Origin of the sequence: Stenotrophomonas sp. YIM B13575 (assembly GCF_042787595.1) — a bacterium.
GTDB classification, from domain to species: Bacteria; Pseudomonadota; Gammaproteobacteria; order Xanthomonadales; family Xanthomonadaceae; genus Stenotrophomonas; species Stenotrophomonas lactitubi_B.
The window spans coordinates 1-18,518 of sequence record NZ_JBHZOP010000123.1 but is presented as its reverse complement, the minus strand read 5'-3'; the positions used below and the strand labels follow the sequence as shown (position 1 = coordinate 18,518).

The following is an 18,518-nucleotide window of genomic DNA, read 5'->3' as shown; positions in this document are numbered from 1 at the left end:
GCGAGCGTTGCTTTTTTGCCAGGCATGGCCTGGCACTACTCGCAGCGACCGTCTCCGGCCCGCCAGGCATGGCCTGGCGTGGCCCGGTCCTCAATAACGGCCCACCAGGTTCAGGTACCAGCCGCGGTGGGTGTAGTCGAACTTGGTCAGGTCGTCACTGAAGTCGGTGAAGTTGTAGCCCACGCCGACCCGGAAGTTGCGGCCGACATCACGGTCCACACCCGCCAGCCAACCCTGCCGGCGACCGCCGTCACGCACGTCCAGCAGGCGGTATTCCAGCAGGCCATGCCATTGGTAGTACAGGTCATAGCGCAGCTGCGCGGCGCCGAAGTTCGTCGCTGAATCGAACCACGGGCCGGTGCCGCGGCCATAGCGCACCTCGCCTTCGCGGCGGGCCAGCTTGGCCGCCACTTCCCAGCGCTGGTCGATGCGGTACACGCCTTCCAGCGACAGCACCTGGGTGCGCTGATCGTAGTCCACGCCGTTGACCTGGCCCATCGTCGACAGGTCGTACAGATAACTGTAGCGGCCGAACAGTGCCCAGCGGTCATTGTCCCAGGGACGGTAAGCGAAGCCGAGATTGCCTTCGATGAAGCGCGCACCGGCCACCGGGTTGATCGCATCGTCGGTATCGGCGTAGTTGAACCGCGCGGCGATCCGCCAGCTGTCATTGAGACGATGGCTGAGACGGTTGGTGCTGACCCACTGCGTGCGCCGCTCCGCACCGGTGTCACGACGCCACTCCAGCTTGCTCTGCCACTCGGTACCCGGCGACGTACGGCCGCCGGACAGGCTGACGGCCTTGCGGTCGACCTGGCCACTGCTCGCATGCAGCTTGCCATCGCTGAGGGTGAAGCCCGCGTTCCAGCCCACTGCCGGATAGAAATCCATGCCGAAGGTGTTCGCCAGGCCCGATTCCTGGCCGGATTTCAGGAACTGGCTCTCATTGAACACGTTGACCTGGTCGGACAGGCGCCAACGCTGGCCCAGCGTCCAGCCATCCTGCGCGTTCGGACTGAACAGCGGGTCGTACTCACTGCGGTCGGTGGACTGGGTGAACGCACCATAGAAGCTGTGCTGCGGGGTCAGCTTGTACTCGGCGTTGACCTGCGCGGCACTGCCACGATCACCATCACTGACCTCGGCGCCGATCGTGGACAGGTTGGCGAAGGTGTAGGTACCACCGGCGACCACCGCATCATTGTCGGCGTAACGGCCATGATCGTCATCGACGGTCAACTGGCCACCGCCGTAGAGGTCCAGCGCGGTGCCGATGCGATGGGTGTAGCGCGCTGCCGCCAGCACACCGGCATTGCTGCCGATACTGCGATCCTCCTGCACCCGGCGCAGCTCGGCCGACACGCGGTCGTTGTCGCCGATCCGCCATTCGGCAGTGGCCTGGGCCTGGATCAACGATTCATTGCCGCGCCGTGCTTCGCTGTAACGCGCGTACAGGCTGAAATCGTCGGTCACGTAGCCCAGCAGCTCGGCGCCCTGCTCACGCACGCGCTGGCCGGTGTCGAAGCGGCCCACCGAGTAACCACCGTCGACCTGCCGCCACCAGGCACCGGCACTCCAGTCGCGCTGGGTCCAGCCCAGCTCGCGCAGGTTCACCCGGGCCTCCACTGCGGTCGCCTCGCCTTCGCGCGGCCCCTCGGGGTTGAGCCGGGTGAAGCTCAGGCCACCGTTGTCGGAGAAGAACACCGGTGCACTGGTCGCCTCGCTGCGGCTGTGTTCGACCTTCAGGTAGGTGCCACGCCCAGCCTGCAGGGTCAGGTCCGCACCGCGCAGCGAATAGTCCTGCCCGGCGCGCTGTTCGTCCACATAGGTGGCGCCAACCGCCACGTGATCACCGAACCAGTGCTTGCCACGTACGCCGGCGGTGATGTCGTCATTGTCGAAGCCGGTCGGTACCCATTCGTAATCGACGATCAGGCGCTGCTCGTAGCCGTCCAGCGGCACGTCGCGGCTGATCCGGCGCAGGTTCTCGCGGCTGACCTGGGCCAGCGGCCGGGTCAGCAGGATGCGGCCCTGCAGCGCGTCGATCTCGTAGTCGGCACCGCGCACCAGCGACACCCGCTGCTCGACACGGCCGGTGGTGCGGTCACGGATCTCCAGTACCACCTGGTCCGAGCCGCGCAGGATGCTGGCGTGGCGCAGGTAGTACAGGCTGCCGCCGGTGCCGATGAACTCGCTGTGGCCCGGCGCGGTCTCGGCCTGCGAGCCGAACAGGCGCAGTTCGGTCTGCGCATCGCCCCAGGCATTGGCGCCGCGCGAACGCCACGACAGCGCCGCACCGTACAGCGAACGCACGTACTGGGCGTATTCGGTACCGCTCAGGCCGGTGTTGTAGTTGCCCCACAGTGCCTGGTTCTTGTCCCAGTCCATGCGCAGGTAGAAGCGGCCCATGCTGTCGACGTCACGCTGGGTCAGCGAATCGTCGCCATAGGTGGGGTAATACAGGTCCGGGTCCAGGCTGCGGAACAGGTCCTGCGGATCGGCGGTGGTGAAGCCGGTGAACAGTTCGTCCAACGGCCGGTTCTGCGTATCGGCCTGTGCAGTCAGGAGATAGCGGCCGCGCGTCTTGGCCTTCAGATAGAACGCCAGGCGCCCGTCACTGAGCACGTCGTCATCGCGCTCGCCACGGGCAACATCGCGGCCCGCACCACTGGCCTTGTTCTGGTACACCGTGACATCGGCCAGGCCGACACCGAACAGATAGCGGCCGCTGACATCCACCTCCAGCGTACGCGCGATCGCCGGGGCGTCGGGTCGCTCGACCCGCACATCGAACGCGTGATGACCGATCGGCATCAGGTATTCGGCGGCGAATTTGCGGTCCTGGTCCAGCGGATAGCTTTCGCCGTTGATCTTCAGTGCCGCGCCAAGCGGCAGGTCACGACCCCGCAGGCGCACGCGCGACCCGTACACCGGGATGTTCTGCTGACGCAGGCCGTTGCTGTCGAACACCTGCTCCAGCAGCGACAACGAAGCGGCCTGGTTGGCATCCACGGAAGTACCGCGGCGATCTTCCAGGGCGTCACGCAGCTGCTGGTTGCCACGCTCCACTTCGGCCAGCGTCACCAGCTGCATGGACTGCGCCGAGGTCTCATCGACATTGCCTTCGGCATCGTACGCGCGCAGCACATAGACCAGGCGATCGCCACGACGCAGCGGCGTGGACGCCGGCAGCGTACCGCCCCAACTGCCCTGCCCGACCGCAGCCACGGGCAGTTCAAAGGTCGCCAGGGGCGCGACCCGGTCGCTGTCGCTGCCGCGGTAGATGCTCACTTCCAGGCGTTTGATGAACGCGGTGTAGTTGCCACGCACGAAGAATTCGACCGGCCGCACGATGCGGCCCTGGTCGAAGGCCACCAGGCCCGGCGCCGAGATCGACAGCTCGGGCTGGCCCATCGCAGGGTCTTCGGTGGCCCAGATCGCGCCGCCTTCCGGCAGGCGGATCATGAACTCACCGCGCACGGTTGCCTTGCCCGGCTCGTCCAGCGCGACGCTGACGCGGCGGTCCGGCTGCAGTACCTGCGACGACGAACGCGTCGACGTACCTTCGGTCACCGGCTCATCGAAGCTGCGCGAGCGCAGGGTGAACAGCAGGTCGCCGTCGGCGCTGCACTGGTTGCTCTCGCAGTGGATCGGCGCGGCGTCGCTGGACGCGGCGTTGGCCGGCGGTGGCGCCGCCTGCGCGGTTGCTGCCAGGCCCAACAGCAGCGCCTGGTACAACGCAGCGCGGTGCAGGCGGGCGGGACGCCGGACGACAGAGTGATGGGCGCTCATCGGCGGGCCTCCTGTTGGCGGGCCGCCGCGCGGGTGGCGGCGGTCTCCTCGTTGCGCACGCGCAGACGCTGCTGCACGGCGGGGCTGAGCTGCACGCGCAGCGCTTCGAACACGGCATTGGCACGGCGCAGGCCCAACGCCTGGTTGTAGACATGGCTGCCACGTACATCGGTATGGCCGACCAGGCTGACCTGGCCGCCTCCCATCTGCTCCAGGCGCGCGGCGATCGCAGCCAGCAGCGGCTTGAATTCCTCGCGGATCACCGCCTTGTCGGTGTCGAACAGCACATTGCCGAGCAACGCGCCACCGGCATCAACGCCAGCAACCAGCGAGTGCGGATCGCGCACATCGGTACGCAACTGCACCGTCAGGCCAGCGCGCGGACCCTCAGCCACTTCGGCCTGCAGCGCATCACGCACGGCCACCGCACGGGCGAAGGCCAATGCCTGGCTTTCGCCGTTGGCGGCAATCACCACGTCACCGCCCTGGTAACGGTCAACCACCTCGGCCATCTTCGCCAGCACCGGGCGATAGCTGGCGCGCAGTTCGCTGCTTCCCGGGGCGAACAACACCTCCCCCAATGCCAGCTCGGCGCGCTCGGCGGCCGCCTGCGGCGACGGAGGCAGGCGCACGCCGAAGCTGAAGCGGGTCGGCACGCCCTGGGTGACCCGACGCAGCAACGGATTTTCGGTGGTCAGCTCGGAACCACCCGGTACCGTGGCCGGATCCAGCTTGACGATGAAGTTGCGGCCCAACCGCGCATCGCCACCGTGCACATCGGCCAGGTGATAACGACCGAACGGATCGGTTTCGATCAGCAGGCCCTCCACCGTGGCCAGGCGCACGCCGGGAATGCCCTGCTCCTGGATGCCGTGGTTGCGGATCACGTAGGCCACTTCATAGCCCTCGGCCACCCGCGCGATCTCACGATGCACGATCGGCTCGGCCGCGGTCAGGCCCTTCGCCGCCTCGCCACTGCGCTGCACGGTTGCCACGCCCTGCGCATCCAACTGCAGGCGATGGCCCTGTGCGCTTTCCAGCACGAAATCATCGGTGAAGGCCAGTTCGCGCAGGCGCTGGCGGATCACCACCTGGTGGCTCTCGACCGTGTCCGAGGTGGACGCAAGCCCATGCACCACGCCCACCTGCACGCCATGCAGCAGCGGCGCGCTGGCATCGGCCAACGGCTGCGGGCCATCGCCACGATCCAACGTGGTCGAACCCGGCACGTAGGCAGCCGGTGCGAAACCACCCTGCACGCGCACGCCCGTCAGTTCGGCACTGTCCTGCCAGCCGTCGCCATCGCGATCATCGAACACGGTGCCGAATACCAGGCTGTCTTCCAGCAGCGGATCGGCATCCATGCGCACTTCAGCGGTCGCCACGTTCGACAGCGGGGCGCCGTCGTCGGCAGTGGCCACGGCCTGGTTGATGTGGTTGCCGGCGCGCACGCCCGCACCCACACGCAACAGGTAGGTGATGGTGGCACTGCGGCCCACGGCAATGTCGACCGCGCCGATGCGCAGCGGAGTCTGGCTGCCGCCCAGCGAGAACGCGCCGTCGTCGTCGGCCACGCGCATCGAGCCATCCACATAGCTGAAGCCCGGCGGCGGTGTATCGACCACCACGCCGTCGCGCCAATGACTGCTGCCGACGTTCTCGACCACCAGCTGGTAGCGCACCAGGTCGCCGACCTTCACCAGGCGCGGGTTGGCGGTCTTTGTGATGCGCAGCGCGAAGTCCGAGATCACCTTGTGCCGCGTCTCGCAGGTGGTGCACTCCGGCGGCGGCGAACCATCCGGGTACTGGCCGCGCAGGCGGTTGAGCACTTCCGTGCGCGCTTCCTGGTTGACGATGGCCTGGTAGACGAATTCATGCTGCCCCACCGGCGTACCGGTCGGCAGCGTGCAGACGATGTCGGTGCCCTGCTGCACGCAGCCAGCCGGCAGCGTGTCCACGCTCAGCCCGGCATCGGGCGTATCCAGCAGCTGCAGCGGCTGCCGCAGCGAAGCGCGCTCGACCGTGGCCCGCAGGGTATAGCGCAGGCGGTCACCCGGACGCACTTCACTGCCACTGGCCGGGCCGGACAGCTTTTCCAGCACCACGCGCGGCTCGGCCAGCACGTGTTCGGTACTGCAGGTGCCGGTGCAGGTGGGGGTGTCGCCGCCACTGCCCAGCACCGCATTGCGGACGCTGCCACTGGCCTGCGCGTTGACCTGCGCGCGGTAGCCCAGCGTGTAGGTCCCCGGTGCGGTGCCCGCCGGCAGCGTGCATACCAGCGGATTGCTGGCGTTGCAGGTGAAAGCGCCCGGCTGGGTCACCGACTGCAGGTCCAGGCCTGTGCCCAGGGTATCGGTCAGGGTGAGCACATCGCTGGTCTGAGAGTTGGCGACCACCACCTCGACGCTGTAGTCCACCGCATCGCCGATGTTGACCGGCGATGCGGTGCTGGAGGACTTGCGGTAGGTGACCGTCGCCGCCAGCACCGGGGTGGTGGTGGTGCAGTCGGTGGTGCAGGTGTTGGTTCCTGTGCCACTGCCAAGCACGGCGTTGCTGACGCTGCCCTTGGCCTGCGCATTCACCGTCGCGGTGTAGTTGACCGTGTAGGTACCCGGTGCGGTGGCGGCCGGCAACGTGCACACCAACGGATTGGCGGCGTTGCAGGTGAAGCCGGTGGTGGCGGTGACCGAACCGAAGTCCAGGCCCTGCCCCATGGTGTCGGTCAGGCTGAACACAGCAGTGGTGCGCGAGCGGCTGACCACCGCGGTCAGGGTGTAGGCGATGCTGTCGCCCACCTTGACCGGGCCGGCGGCGGCCGAGGTCTTGCGGTAGTCGATCTGGCTGCCTGCCACCGGCGTGGTGGTATCGCAGTTGACGGTGCAGTTCGGGTTGTCACCGCCGCTGCCCAGCACCGCATTGGTCACCTGGCCGGTGGCCTGGGCGTTGACCACGGCGGTGTACGACAGGCTGTAGCTGCCCGGTGCGGTACCCGCCGGCAATGTGCACACCAGCGGGTTGGCCGCATTGCAGGTGTAGGCACCAGCGCTGGTCACGCTGCCGAAATCCAGGCCGCTGCCCAGCGTATCGGTCAACGTCACCACGTCGGTGGTGCGCGAGTTGGTCACCACCGTGGTCAAGGTGTAGGTCAGGCTGTCACCCACCGACACGGGGCCGGCGCTGTTCACCGACTTGGCATAGCTCACGCCCGGCGTCGCCACCGGCGTAGTGGTATCGCAGTTGGTCGTGCACGAAGGCGTGTCGGTGCCGGTGCCGAGCACGGCATTGCGTACCGTGCCACTGGCCTGCGCATTCACGGTGGCGGTGTAGCTCAGGCTGTAGGTGCCCGGCACGGTCCCGGCGGGCAACGTGCACACCAACGGACTGGCGGCATTGCAGGTGAAGATGCCGGCGCTGGTCACGCTGCTGAAATCCAGGCCGCTGCCCAGCGTATCGGTGAGGGTGATCACATCGGTGGTGCGCGAACGCGCAACGGTCACGCTGAGCGTATAGCCGATGCTGTCGCCCACCCGCACCGGTCCACCGGTGGACGCCTGCTTGGCGTAGCTCACCTGCGGGCTGGCCAGTGGCGTTGTGGTATCACAGCTGCCGACACACGACGGATTGTCGGGGCCGCTCGGCACAACGGCATTGCGCACCTGGCCAACAGCTTGTGCATTGACGATGCCGGTATACGAGAACGCGTAGGTTCCTGGCACGGTGCCGGCTGGCAGCGTGCACACCAGCGGATTGCCGGGCACGCAGCTGAAGCCGCCGGCATTGGTCAGGCTGCCGAAGTCCAGGCCGGTGCCCAGGGTGTCGGTCAGCGTGGTCACAGCGGTGGTGCGCGCATCGGCCACGACCACGCTCACCGTGTAGGCAACGCTGTCGCCCACCGCGACCGGGCCGGCCGTACCGCTGGCCTTGGATACCGAAATGCGCGGCGCCGCCACCGGCGTGGTGGTGGTGCAGTTGCTGCTGCAGGTGGGAATGTCGGTGCCGGTACCCACCACCGTGTTGACCACCTGGCCACTGGCCTGTGCGTTGACGGTGGCCGCGTAGGTCAGGCTGTAGGTACCCGGCACGGTGCCCGCTGGCAGCGTGCACACCAGCGGATTGGCGGCATTGCAGGTGAAGGCACCGGCATTGGTCACGCTGGCGAAGTCCAGGCCGGTGCCAAGGGTATCGGTCAGGGTCACCACATCGCGGCTGTTGCCGTCGGCAATGGTGACATCGACCGTGTAGCTCACCGTCGCCCCCACCGCCACCGGACCGGTGGTGTTGGAGCGTTTCGCGTAGCTCACCCGGGTGACCGGCACGGTCACATCGCTGCGGGTGCAGTGGTTGGCGTCGGTGCACGCCTCGCCCGGTGCAGGCGGATTGCCACCATTGAACGGATCGTAGCCGCCACCGACGCTGGCGTGGTTGCGCAGCAGGCCGCTTGCCAATGCGGACACCGTCACTGGCAGGGTGAAGCTGCTGCTGTCACCGGCGGTGCCGGCTGCCGACAGCACCTGGCTGCTGGTGCAGGTCACCGCCTGGCCGCTCGCCGTACAGCTCCAGCTGCCGCTGCTGAGGGTACCGGTCCAGTTCGGCACGATACCCGCCGGCAACTGGTCGCGCACGGTGATCACACCCGCCGGCACGTTCGGCGGATTGCCGGTCGGCACGCTGGTGGTGTTGCTGATCGTCAGCGTGTACTGGGTACCGGTCTGGCCGTAGTTCCAGATGCCGCCGGTGGCATTGTTGCCCTTCACCACCTTCAGCGCGGGTGCGGTGATGGTGATCAGATGGTCTTCCACTTCACCGTCATCGGCCACGCCGGTCGGTTGCTGGATCTGCGCCGCATTGGTCGCATAGCGCAGGCGCACGTAACTGGTACCGGCGCTTACCTGCGCGGGGACGGTCCAGCTCAGATTGGCTCCGCCGCCACTACAGGCAGCGATGTTGCTGCGCTCGCCCGGGTCGAAGGTGCCGTTGCGGTTGAAGTCGATCCAGCCGGCCACGCTGCCGTTGCCCACGCACGCCACCGGTTGGCTGATCTGGGTACCGGCCTGCATCACCGTCAGCACGTAGCTCGCCGGCCAGGCGTTTTCTTCGTTGGGATTGCCCGCGGGGAAGTTGTCGTCACCCTTCGCATCGGCGCTGTAGCTGCTCTTCTGCTCGGTATCCGGGCCCACGGTGCCGAGGAAGTCGGTCAGCGGCGGTGCCAGGCCACCCGGTGTATAGCCGGCGGTGTTGATGTTGGTGGGGGTGGCATTGACCGGCAGGCCATCGGGGCGGAACTGCAGATCGTCCACCACGTGCATGGCGTCGCCATAGCTCTGCGGTGCATCGCCGAAGTCGGCGTAGGGCACCAGCAGGCCGATGGCGATGGCGGTAGTGCCGCCGCCGCGCATCGAGAAGCCCATGTTCACCGCGAGGTTGCCCGGCGCATGCGCGGCATTGTCGAAATTGAGGAAGGTGACCGCAGCGGTGTTGTTGTCGTTGCCCGGCCCGAAGCGGATCACGCTGTTGCCGCCGCTGCTGGACTTGGTCACGTTGTAGGCACCTGCGCCAAGGTTCTTGCGCATCTCCACCACGTTCCAGGTGCCCAGTGCACTGGCTTCGACGAACTCGCCGCTGTTGTTGATCGACTCGGCGTCGGCCATCACCACGCCGCGCAGACGATAGGGCGCGCCGCCCAGTGTCGAGACGCAGTTGATTTCGAAAGAGGATGTGCCGGTGCTGCGCGAGATCCCCGCGATCAGCTGGTTGGCACCGCCAGCGCCACCGACGTTGTACAGGTCATCCAGGCTGTCGCCGCTGAAGTTGCCGGGACGGTAGCTCTGCAGGATGCCACCACCGCTGATGTTTGCCAGGCTGCAGCTGACGTTGAGGTCGATGCCGGAGGCAACGGGCATGGAGATCGACGAGGTATCGCCATTGTTCAGCGTCACCCCATGCGTGCCCAGCGCCGAGCCGCCGCCCCAGGTCAACCACAGCACCGTGTTGCGGTACGGGCTGGTGCCGCCGGTCGCGTAGGCCGCAGCCCAGGCCGACGATGGCAGCAGCACCCAGAGCAGCAACAGCAGGCCAGCGGCCAGCCATCGTCCGGCCCGGCCGGGGTGTGCACTTTTTTCAGGATGAACGGATTCACCGCCCGCGCTGATGCGCGACGTCGTCGACTGCCACATGTTGGTTTTTTCCCCGTCATCGGCCCCGCAGGGAGCCGCTGTTCAGTGGGTTGCCGGGGATGGTTCTCCCGGACCCGGAGACGCGTGCGAATGCGTGTCTGCCGGTTCCGTGGCGACTACAACCATCCCTGGACCCTGTTGGTCAGGTGCGCAAAACTGTGACGAGGATAACACAATGCAAACAATTGTGTGATGTACGTCACATTTAATTTTGCAGAATCTGGCGCCGGCCCCACGAGCACAGTTGTAGCAACCGGCCTCCGGGGGCTCGTGCACGGATCCGGCAGCCGGACCGCCCTTTTCGGCAATTCGTCACGCATTTTCGGAGCCGGGGCGAGGCGACCGGCGCGCGCGCACACGAAAAAACCGCCGGGCCATGGGCTACCGGCGGCATTGAAGTGGAAGGGGAATCGCGCCGCGCCTGGCGGCGGCCGTGCTGCTACCAGGGGATGAAAAGCAGGATCAGCACGATCACCAGCAGTACTGCGGCAACGGTCAGCAGCACGTTGCGCTGGCGCCAGGAAGGCTTGGGGGTGCCGGGGGTATTCATGGGGGCGCTCCTAGGCAACCGAGGGGGACAGCCCCAGACTGCCGAGTCCGCTTGCAGCGGCGCGTGCACAGGTTGTGCAGCGGGAGTGTAGAGCCCTCTTCCCCGGCTCAGGCCGTACCGCAGGCCATGAACAGCAATTCCGGCGTGGATGCGTCCTCGATGTCCACGAAGCCAAGGTCGCGGTACAGCGCAACGGCGGTCGGATTGTCCCGATAGACCTTCAATGTCAGTTGCACTGCATCGGTGTGGCGAACGGCTTCGGCGCACAGTGCGGTCATCAGTATCCGGCCCAGGCCACGGCCACGTGCCTGTGGCGACACGATGATGCGCCCGAGATGCGTGCTGCCAGATGCTGTCTGCCAATACTGGCCAAAGCCCAGGCAGGTGCCTTCGCCATCCAGCAGTGCCCAGCCCGGGCGCGCAGGCAACGCCAACGCGGCGGCGAAGGCATCGGCAGGCAAGGGAAACGGCACACCGGGGCCGGCCCAGCGCAGGGTCGCCGCAGGCGAGTCGAGCCAGCCGGCGATGACCGCGAAATGCGAAGGCTGGACGGGCTGCAGGACGTGATCCATGGCGCCGGCGTTTTGCGGGCGCGGGTCGATGCGCCCGATGTGGATGGTGACCCCGGCCCGATTCGAACGGGCGACCTTCCCCTTAGGAGGGGGACGCTCTATCCAGCTGAGCTACGGGGCCATGCAGCCGCCAAGTTTACAGGCAAGCCGCCCTGCCCTCCAAGCATTCATCTGCCACGCCACTGCCACTGGCGCGGCGCACCATGGCAGTTCGGGTCGCTCTGTTACCATCGGCGGCTCAGTTCGTCGCGCCCCCACCTGCCCGCGACGACACCAAACACAACGTAACGAAACACAGGAGTCTGCATGTCTTCCGAGCTGCTCAAGTCCCTTGGTCTGGACGCGATCAACGCTGGCACCTACCTGGGCAACGGGGAGTGGTCGAGCGCTACCGGCGGTGAGCTGATCACCCCGATCAACCCGACCACCGGCGAGCCGATCGCGCAGGTCCGCGCCACCACCGAAGCTGAGTACGAAACCGTCATCGCGCGTGCCCAGGAGGCCTTCAAGGTCTGGCGCACCACCCCGGCCCCGCGTCGTGGTGAAGCCGTGCGCCTGTGCGGCGAAGCGCTGCGCAAGCACAAGGACGCCCTCGGTTCGCTGGTTGCGCTGGAAATGGGCAAGAGCAAGCCGGAAGGCGATGGCGAAGTGCAGGAGATGATCGACATCGCCGACTTCGCCGTGGGCCAGAGCCGCATGCTGTACGGCTACACCATGCATTCCGAGCGCCCCGGCCACCGCATGTACGAGCAGTACCAGCCGCTCGGCCTGGTCGGCATCATCAGCGCGTTCAACTTCCCGGTGGCGGTGTGGGCATGGAACTCGTTCCTGGCCACGATCTGCGGCGATATCTGCCTGTGGAAGCCGTCCAACAAGACCCCGCTGACCGCCATCGCCTCCATGCGCATCTGCAATGAAGCGCTGCGCGATGCCGGTTTCCCGGACCTGTTCTTCCTGATCAACGACGCCGGCACCGCGCTGTCGGAAAAGATGGTGGCCGACAAGCGCGTGCCGCTGATCAGCTTCACCGGTTCGACCCAGGTCGGCCGCACGGTCGCCGAGAAGGTTGCGCATCGCCTCGGCCGTTGCCTGCTGGAACTGGGCGGCAACAACGCGATCATCCTCGACGAAACCGCCGATCTGAAGCTGGCGATCCCCGGCATCGTGTTCGGTGCGGTCGGCACCGCCGGCCAGCGCTGCACCACCACCCGTCGCCTGATCGTCCACGAATCCATCCATGACGACGTGCTGGCCACGCTGGTCAAGGCGTACAAGCAGGTGGAAGGCAAGATCGGTGATCCGACCGACCCGGCCAACCTGATGGGCCCGCTCAACAGCGACGGCGCCGTGCAGCAGTTCCTGGCCTCGATCGAAAAGGCCAAGGCCAGCGGCGGCACCATCGAAACCGGCGGCACGCGCATCGACCGCCCCGGCAACTTCGTGCTGCCGGCCATCGTCACCGGCCTGAAGAACAGCGATGAAGTGGTGCAGCACGAGACCTTCGCGCCGATCCTGTACGTGATGAAGTACAGCACGCTGGACGAAGCCATCGACATGCAGAACGGCGTGCCGCAGGGCCTGTCGTCTTCGATCTTCACCACCAACCTGAAGACCGCCGAGCGCTTCCTGTCGGCGGCCGGTTCGGACTGCGGCATCGCCAACGTCAACATCGGTACCTCGGGCGCGGAAATCGGTGGCGCCTTCGGTGGCGAGAAGGACACCGGCGGTGGTCGCGAATCTGGCTCGGATGCATGGAAGGTCTACATGCGCCGCCAGACCAACACCATCAACTATTCGGATTCGCTGCCGCTGGCACAGGGCATCAAGTTCGACCTGTGATGGCAAACGGTCCGGCCATGCACCTGGGTCAGAGCCCCTCCGGGGATCCGACCCATGCCGTACCGACCACTCAGGGTCGGATCCCCACAGGGGCTCCGACCCTCGATTTCAGCGGCCGCCGGGTGTTGATCGCCGGCGGCAGCAAGGGCATCGGTCGCGAACTGGCGCTGGCATTCGCCGGCGCCGGTGCGCAGGTTTCGGTCTGCGCGCGTGGCCAGGCCGGCCTCGACGCCCTGCAGGCCGATGCGCAGGCACAGGGCACGCAGCTGCACACCCTCGCCGCCGATCTGGGTGATCCTGCCCTGATCAACGCCTGGCTGCAGGCCGCTGCCGACACGCTCGGCGGCATCGATGTGCTGGTCAACAACGCCACCGGCTACGGCATGGCCGATGACGAAGACGGCTGGGCCGCCAGCCTGCAGATCGACCTGATGGCCGCCGTGCGCGCATCGCGCCTTGCGTTGCCGTGGCTGCGCGCCTCGCCGGACGCCTGCATCCTCAATCTGTCCTCGATCGCCGCGCAGCAGCCGCGTCCCGGCGGTGCACCGTATGCGGCGGCCAAGGCCGCGCTCTCGCACTACACCACCTCGCAGGCGCTGGCACTGGCCCCGGATCGGATCCGGGTCAACGCCATTGCACCGGGTTCGATCGAATTTGCCGATGGTCTCTGGGATCGACGTCGTGTCGAAGACCCGGCGCTGTACCACGGCACCCTGGCGAAGATTCCGTTCGGCCGCTTCGGCCAACCGCGCGAGATTGCCGATGCCGCGTTGTTCCTGTGCTCACCGCTGGCGCGCTGGATAACCGGCCACGTGCTCAACGTCGATGGCGGCCAGGTGCTGATGGGCTGAATCTGTAGAGCCGAGCCCACGCTCGGCTTGCGCGCGCAGCGCGGGCGATGCCGTACCAGCCGAAGCGTAAGCCGAGCATGGGCCCGGCTCTACAGGGCACTGCCCATGGGATTGCCGGGGCAGAGGCACTATCATGTCGGCACTGCCACGGAGGACTCGATGAGCGTGCCACCCCGACAGAGCAACGCCCTGGCCGTGGTCAGTCTGATCGCGGGCATCTGCAGCTGGACCGTGCTGCCGGGTGTCGCCGCCCTCGTTGCGATCATCACCGGGCACCTGGCCCGCGCCGAAATCCGCCGCCGCGCTGGCGAACAGGACGGCGATGGCATGGCCCTGGCTGGGTTGATCATGGGCTGGCTCAACATCCTCGCTGCGGTGGGCCTCGTGGCCATCCTGATCTTCGCGATGGTGGCCGCCGGCGCCGACGCCAAACCTGGACTGCGCTGGTGAAAGCACGATGACCTCCCCGGACAGCACTGAACGCTTCAGCAGCCGCGTCGCGGACTACGTCCGCTACCGCCCCGACTATCCAGCTGCGCTGATGGACTGGCTGCAGGGCCCGATGGCCGTGGCAACCGACGCGCTGGTCGCCGACATCGGCGCAGGCACCGGCATCTCCAGCCGGCAGTTCCTGGCCGCCGGCCATCCACTGGTCGCCGTCGAACCCAACGCGGCGATGCGCGCCGCCGCCGAGCAATGGCTGGCGCCGCAGTATCCGCAGTTCTCCGCCGTCGATGGCCGCGCCGAGGCCACCGGTCTGGCCGATGCCAGCGTTGACCTGGCCAGTGCCGCGCAGGCCTTCCACTGGTTCGACACCGTGGCCGTGCGCGCCGAGTGGCAGCGCATCCTGCGCCCAGGCGGCCTGGCACTGATCTACTGGAACTCGCGCCTGCTCGATGCCAGCCCGTTCCTGGTCGGCTACGAACAACTGCTGCTGGACTACGGCACCGACTACACCGCGGTGGCCGAACGCTACCAGGACGACGCCACCATGCAGGCCTGGTTCGGCCCCGGCCTGCGCGGCATGGTGCAGCTGCCGAACGTGCAGCACCTGGACCTGGACGCCCTGCGTGGGCGCCTGCTGTCCTCTTCCTACGCGCCGCAGCCCGGCCATCCGCGCCACGCGCCGATGCTGGCTGCGCTGCAGGACCTGTTCGCCGCCCACGCGGTCGACGGCCAGGTCGCTTTTGAATATCGAACCCGAGCCTTCCTCGGCACGCTGGACTGAAACCTACGCATGTATTCGCTTGCCCGCCCCTTCCTGTTCTCGCTCGATGCCGAACGCGCCCACGGTCTGGGCCTGTCCGCCTTGGACATGGCCTATCGCACCGGCACCACGCCGCTGGTGGCCGCACGCATCGCGCCGATGCCCAGCACGGTGTTCGGGCTGACGTTCCCCAATCCGGTCGGCCTTGCCGCTGGCCTGGACAAGAATGGCGAGCACATCGATGCACTGTTCGCGCTGGGCTTCGGCTTCGTGGAGATCGGCACGATCACGCCGCGACCGCAGGCCGGCAACCCGAAGCCGCGCCTGTTCCGGCTGCCGGCGCACAATGCGATCATCAACCGCATGGGCTTCAACAACGCGGGCGTGGATGCGCTGGTGCGCAACGTAGAACGCGCGCGCAACCGGCGCGGCCTGCTCGGCATCAACATCGGCAAGAACAAGGACACCCCCAACGAACAGGCCGCCGATGATTACATCGCCTGCATGGACAAGGTGTACCCGCTGGCCGATTACATCACCGTCAACATCTCCTCGCCCAACACCGCTGGCCTGCGCGAGCTGCAGGAAGAGACCGCGCTGCGGCAGCTGGTCAGCCAGCTGCGTGATCGCCAGGAAGCGCTGGCCGCGCAGCATGGCCGGCGTGTGCCGATGCTGGTGAAGGTGGCGCCGGACCTCAGCGAGCGCGATATCGATGCCGCCGCGCGCGTGCTGGGCGAACTGCAGGTGGACGGCGTGATCGCCACCAACACCACCATCGACCACAGCCGGGTTGCCGGCGATCCGCTGGCCAATGAAGCCGGCGGCCTTTCCGGTGCCCCGGTGCTTGAGCAGTCCACCCTGGTGCTGCGCCGCCTACGCGCGCGCCTGCCCGAATCGGTGCCGCTGGTTGGTGTCGGCGGCATCCTGTCCGGTGCCGACGCTGTGGCCAAGATGGCCGCCGGTGCAGCGCTGGTGCAGTGCTACAGCGGCCTGATCTTCAAGGGCCCGGCGCTGGTCGCCGATTGTGTGGAGGCGATCCGCCGCCGACGCGAGGCGCCCAGCCGCGGCGCGGTGGCACCGCTGTGAGTACCCCCATGGATGACACCAACAACACTGCAGCCCCGCTGCGCTGGACCCTCACCCGCAACGCACCCCTGCAGGCACTGAACACCTTCCACGTGCAGGCCAGCGCCGCGCAGTTGCTGGAACTGCACGATGCCGCGCTGCTGCCGGAGGTCCTGGCCCTGCCGGACGTGGCCGATGGCCCGTTGCTGGTGCTCGGCAGCGGCAGCAACGTGCTGATCGCCGACGACCTGCCCGGCACCGTGCTGGTGTTCGGCAACCGTGAAATCACCTTCCTTGAACATCGCGCCGACCACGCCGTGATCCGCGCTGGAGCCGGCGTGTCCTGGCACGGGCTGGTGATGTGGTCGCTGCAGGAAGGCCTGTCCGGGCTGGAAAACCTGGCGCTGATTCCCGGCACGGCCGGTGCATCGCCGATCCAGAACATCGGCGCCTATGGTGCCCAGGTCGGCGAGTTCATCCAGACCGTGGAGGCCTGGGACTGCCAGGAAAAGACCTGGGTACGGCTGGACAATGAACAATGCGGCTTCGCCTACCGCGACAGCGTGTTCAAGCAGCAGCCGGACCGCTACCTGATCACCGCCATTGAACTGAAGCTGCCACTGCTGCATGACCTGCGCATGGGCTACGCCGGCATCCGCGAAGAACTGCAGGCACAGGGCGTGGAACTGCCGAGTGCGGTGGACGTCGCCAATGCGGTGATCGCGATCCGTCGCCGCAAGCTGCCCGACCCGGATGTGCTGGGCAACGCGGGCAGCTTCTTCAAGAACCCGATGCTGCCGCTGGAACAGGTGGAGGTGCTGCTGCAGCACTTCCCCGAGCTGCCGGTGTTCCCGGCAGACCGGGACGACCGGCGCAAGGTCTCGGCCGCCTGGATGATCGAATCCTGTGGCTGGAAAGGCTACCGCGAGGGTGATGCCGGCGTTGCGCCCAGCCATGCGCTGGTACTGGTCAACTACGGCAACGCCACCGGCACTGAGCTGCTGGCGCTGGCACGGCGGATCTCCGCCTCGGTGCTGGAGAAGTTCGGCGTGCCGATCGAACCGGAGCCCCGCCTGCTCGGCGCACAGTGGTGAGCACGCCCGCCCTACCCGTCAGCGCCACCCCGTTGCGGGCGGCGCTGCTGATGCTCGGCAGCACCATGGCGTTCGGGCTGATGGCGGTGGCGATCCGCTATGCCACCCGCTACGTGCCGACCCAGGAAGTAGCGTTCTTCCGCAATGCCTTCGGCCTGCTCGCGCTGCTGCCGATGCTGCTGCGCCCTGGCCATGCCCCGTTGAAGACCCAGCAGCTGCCGCGCTATTTCATGCGCAGCGCGATCGGCCTGGGGTCGATGCTGTGCGCGTTCTGGGCGCTGGGCCACCTGCCACTGGCACAGGCCGTTTCGCTGTCGTACTCCACGCCGTTGTTCGTCACCATCGCCGCCGTGCTGTGGCTGGGCGAAAAGGTCCGCGTACGGCGCTGGGCGGCGGTGGTGGTCGGTTTCGTCGGCGTGCTGGTGATCGTGCGGCCAGGCACTGCCGGTTTCACGTCCGGCAGCCTGATCGCCGTGGCCGCCGCCGTGCTCAGCTCGCTGGTAGCGATCCAGATCAAGCAGCTCACCCGCATCGACAGCGCCGATACCGTGGTGCTCTACACCTACGTGTTCTGGGTGCCGCTGTCACTGATTCCAGCATTGTTCGTCTGGGTCTGGCCCGCCGGTATCGCCTGGGTCTGGCTGCTGGCCACCGGCGTGCTGGGCACCATCGGCCAGTTGCTGTGGACGCGTGCATTGCGTCTGGGCGAGGTTTCGGCGCTGACCCCGATCAGCTTCCTGCAGCTGCCGCTGGTGACCTTGTGCGGTTGGCTGCTGTTCGCCGAGACGGTTGATCGCTGGACGATCGTTGGCGCCGGCATCATCCTCGCCGCCAACGCCTACATCGCCCATCGCGAAGCCGTGCTGTCACGGCGTGCAGCGAGCGTCGCCGCGAGCGCGGCTGCCAAGCCGGCAGAGTAAGGGTTCTGGCCGGGCTGCGCCCGGCACCTGCAGAGGCCGGAGCAACGGCAACAGCAACAGCGGGCATTCCGTGGGATGGCGGGGTGGTGTCGGATTGCGGGGACGCCGTGAATCCGTCCATGGAGGCTTGGCAGCCGCATCCATGCGGCTGACACCCCGCAATCCGACACCACCCCACCCCTGACAGATCTCCGCGATCGGGTAGATCCACGCCATGCGTGGATGAATCTCCATCGAAATCGAACATTTTGACAATTGACTGAAGAGCATCCACGCATGGCGTGGATCTACCGTGTCGACCAAGGTCGACACCCACCAAGAGCAAGTCATGCCATCCCAACAGATTGCAGAGATCTGTCGAAGGCGGGGTGGGTCCGGTTGCGGGGGTGTCCGCGGCATGGATGCCGCGGCCAAGCCTACAGGGACGTATTTACGGCGTCCCCCGCAACCGGACC

At 67.1% G+C, this 18,518-nt stretch carries 10 protein-coding genes and 1 tRNA gene; 7 read left to right on the top strand and 4 right to left on the bottom strand.

What is annotated here, in order from left to right; translation table 11 throughout:
- Window positions 1–90 precede the first annotated feature (90 nt).
- The 4 genes from ACFX4F_RS17635 to ACFX4F_RS17620 all read right to left on the bottom strand — a co-directional run bounded on the left by ACFX4F_RS17635 (window position 91) and on the right by ACFX4F_RS17620 (window position 11,208).
- Entirely contained in the window at window positions 91–3,792 is a 3,702-nt protein-coding gene (locus ACFX4F_RS17635) for a hypothetical protein (RefSeq protein ID WP_380657505.1), read from the bottom strand.
- Window positions 3,789–9,965: a CshA/CshB family fibrillar adhesin-related protein gene (locus ACFX4F_RS17630; RefSeq protein ID WP_380657503.1), complete on the bottom strand. Its 6,177-nt coding sequence runs from the start codon at window positions 9,963–9,965 to the stop codon at window positions 3,789–3,791. Before ACFX4F_RS17630 ends, ACFX4F_RS17635 begins: the two co-directional genes overlap by 4 nt.
- Before the next feature lie 657 nt (window positions 9,966–10,622).
- The gene (locus tag ACFX4F_RS17625; protein WP_380657502.1) at window positions 10,623–11,087 is read right to left on the bottom strand and encodes a GNAT family N-acetyltransferase; all 465 of its coding nucleotides are present in this window, start codon (window positions 11,085–11,087) and stop codon (window positions 10,623–10,625) included.
- A 44-nt stretch (window positions 11,088–11,131) separates the two neighbouring features.
- Window positions 11,132–11,208, bottom strand: a tRNA-Arg gene (locus tag ACFX4F_RS17620).
- Between the two features lie 185 nt (window positions 11,209–11,393).
- On the opposite strand from ACFX4F_RS17620, the gene ACFX4F_RS17615 reads away from it, so the two are divergent.
- The 7 genes from ACFX4F_RS17615 to ACFX4F_RS17585 all read left to right on the top strand — a co-directional run bounded on the left by ACFX4F_RS17615 (window position 11,394) and on the right by ACFX4F_RS17585 (window position 18,063).
- Window positions 11,394–12,926 (top strand): aldehyde dehydrogenase family protein, encoded by a 1,533-nt coding sequence (locus ACFX4F_RS17615; RefSeq protein WP_032976092.1) that lies wholly within the window; start codon window positions 11,394–11,396, stop codon window positions 12,924–12,926.
- 17 nt (window positions 12,927–12,943) lie between these two features.
- Entirely contained in the window at window positions 12,944–13,777 is an 834-nt protein-coding gene (locus ACFX4F_RS17610) for an SDR family NAD(P)-dependent oxidoreductase (RefSeq protein WP_380657499.1), read from the top strand.
- Window positions 13,778–13,936: 159 nt separating this feature from the next.
- Window positions 13,937–14,227, top strand: a complete 291-nt coding sequence (locus ACFX4F_RS17605; protein WP_025874887.1) for a DUF4190 domain-containing protein — start codon at window positions 13,937–13,939, stop codon at window positions 14,225–14,227.
- A gap of 7 nt (window positions 14,228–14,234) precedes the next feature.
- Window positions 14,235–15,005 carry a class I SAM-dependent methyltransferase gene (locus tag ACFX4F_RS17600; protein WP_380657497.1) on the top strand — a complete coding sequence of 257 codons (771 nt, stop codon included), beginning with the start codon at window positions 14,235–14,237 and terminating at the stop codon, window positions 15,003–15,005.
- 9 nt (window positions 15,006–15,014) lie between these two features.
- Complete coding sequence (locus ACFX4F_RS17595) at window positions 15,015–16,070, top strand: quinone-dependent dihydroorotate dehydrogenase (RefSeq protein WP_099818279.1); 1,056 nt, start codon at window positions 15,015–15,017, stop codon at window positions 16,068–16,070.
- 8 nt (window positions 16,071–16,078) lie between these two features.
- Window positions 16,079–17,143, top strand: coding sequence for a UDP-N-acetylmuramate dehydrogenase (murB, locus tag ACFX4F_RS17590; protein ID WP_099818278.1), 1,065 nt, complete (start codon window positions 16,079–16,081; stop codon window positions 17,141–17,143).
- A gap of 32 nt (window positions 17,144–17,175) precedes the next feature.
- Window positions 17,176–18,063: a DMT family transporter gene (locus ACFX4F_RS17585; RefSeq protein WP_099818752.1), complete on the top strand. Its 888-nt coding sequence runs from the start codon at window positions 17,176–17,178 to the stop codon at window positions 18,061–18,063.
- Window positions 18,064–18,518: the final 455 nt, after the last annotated feature.

Excerpts from the sequence above, each read along its gene's own strand:
- ACFX4F_RS17610 (WP_380657499.1), top strand. The coding sequence starts at position 12,944 with ATGCACCTGGGTCAGAGCCCCTCCGGGGATCCGACCCATGCCGTACCG.
- ACFX4F_RS17635 (WP_380657505.1), bottom strand. The coding sequence starts at position 3,792 with ATGAGCGCCCATCACTCTGTCGTCCGGCGTCCCGCCCGCCTGCACCGC.
- murB (WP_099818278.1), top strand. The coding sequence starts at position 16,079 with ATGGATGACACCAACAACACTGCAGCCCCGCTGCGCTGGACCCTCACC.
- ACFX4F_RS17595 (WP_099818279.1), top strand. The coding sequence starts at position 15,015 with ATGTATTCGCTTGCCCGCCCCTTCCTGTTCTCGCTCGATGCCGAACGC.
- ACFX4F_RS17615 (WP_032976092.1), top strand. The coding sequence starts at position 11,394 with ATGTCTTCCGAGCTGCTCAAGTCCCTTGGTCTGGACGCGATCAACGCT.
- ACFX4F_RS17600 (WP_380657497.1), top strand. The coding sequence starts at position 14,235 with ATGACCTCCCCGGACAGCACTGAACGCTTCAGCAGCCGCGTCGCGGAC.
- ACFX4F_RS17630 (WP_380657503.1), bottom strand. The coding sequence starts at position 9,965 with ATGTGGCAGTCGACGACGTCGCGCATCAGCGCGGGCGGTGAATCCGTT.
- ACFX4F_RS17605 (WP_025874887.1), top strand. The coding sequence starts at position 13,937 with ATGAGCGTGCCACCCCGACAGAGCAACGCCCTGGCCGTGGTCAGTCTG.
- ACFX4F_RS17625 (WP_380657502.1), bottom strand. The coding sequence starts at position 11,087 with ATGGATCACGTCCTGCAGCCCGTCCAGCCTTCGCATTTCGCGGTCATC.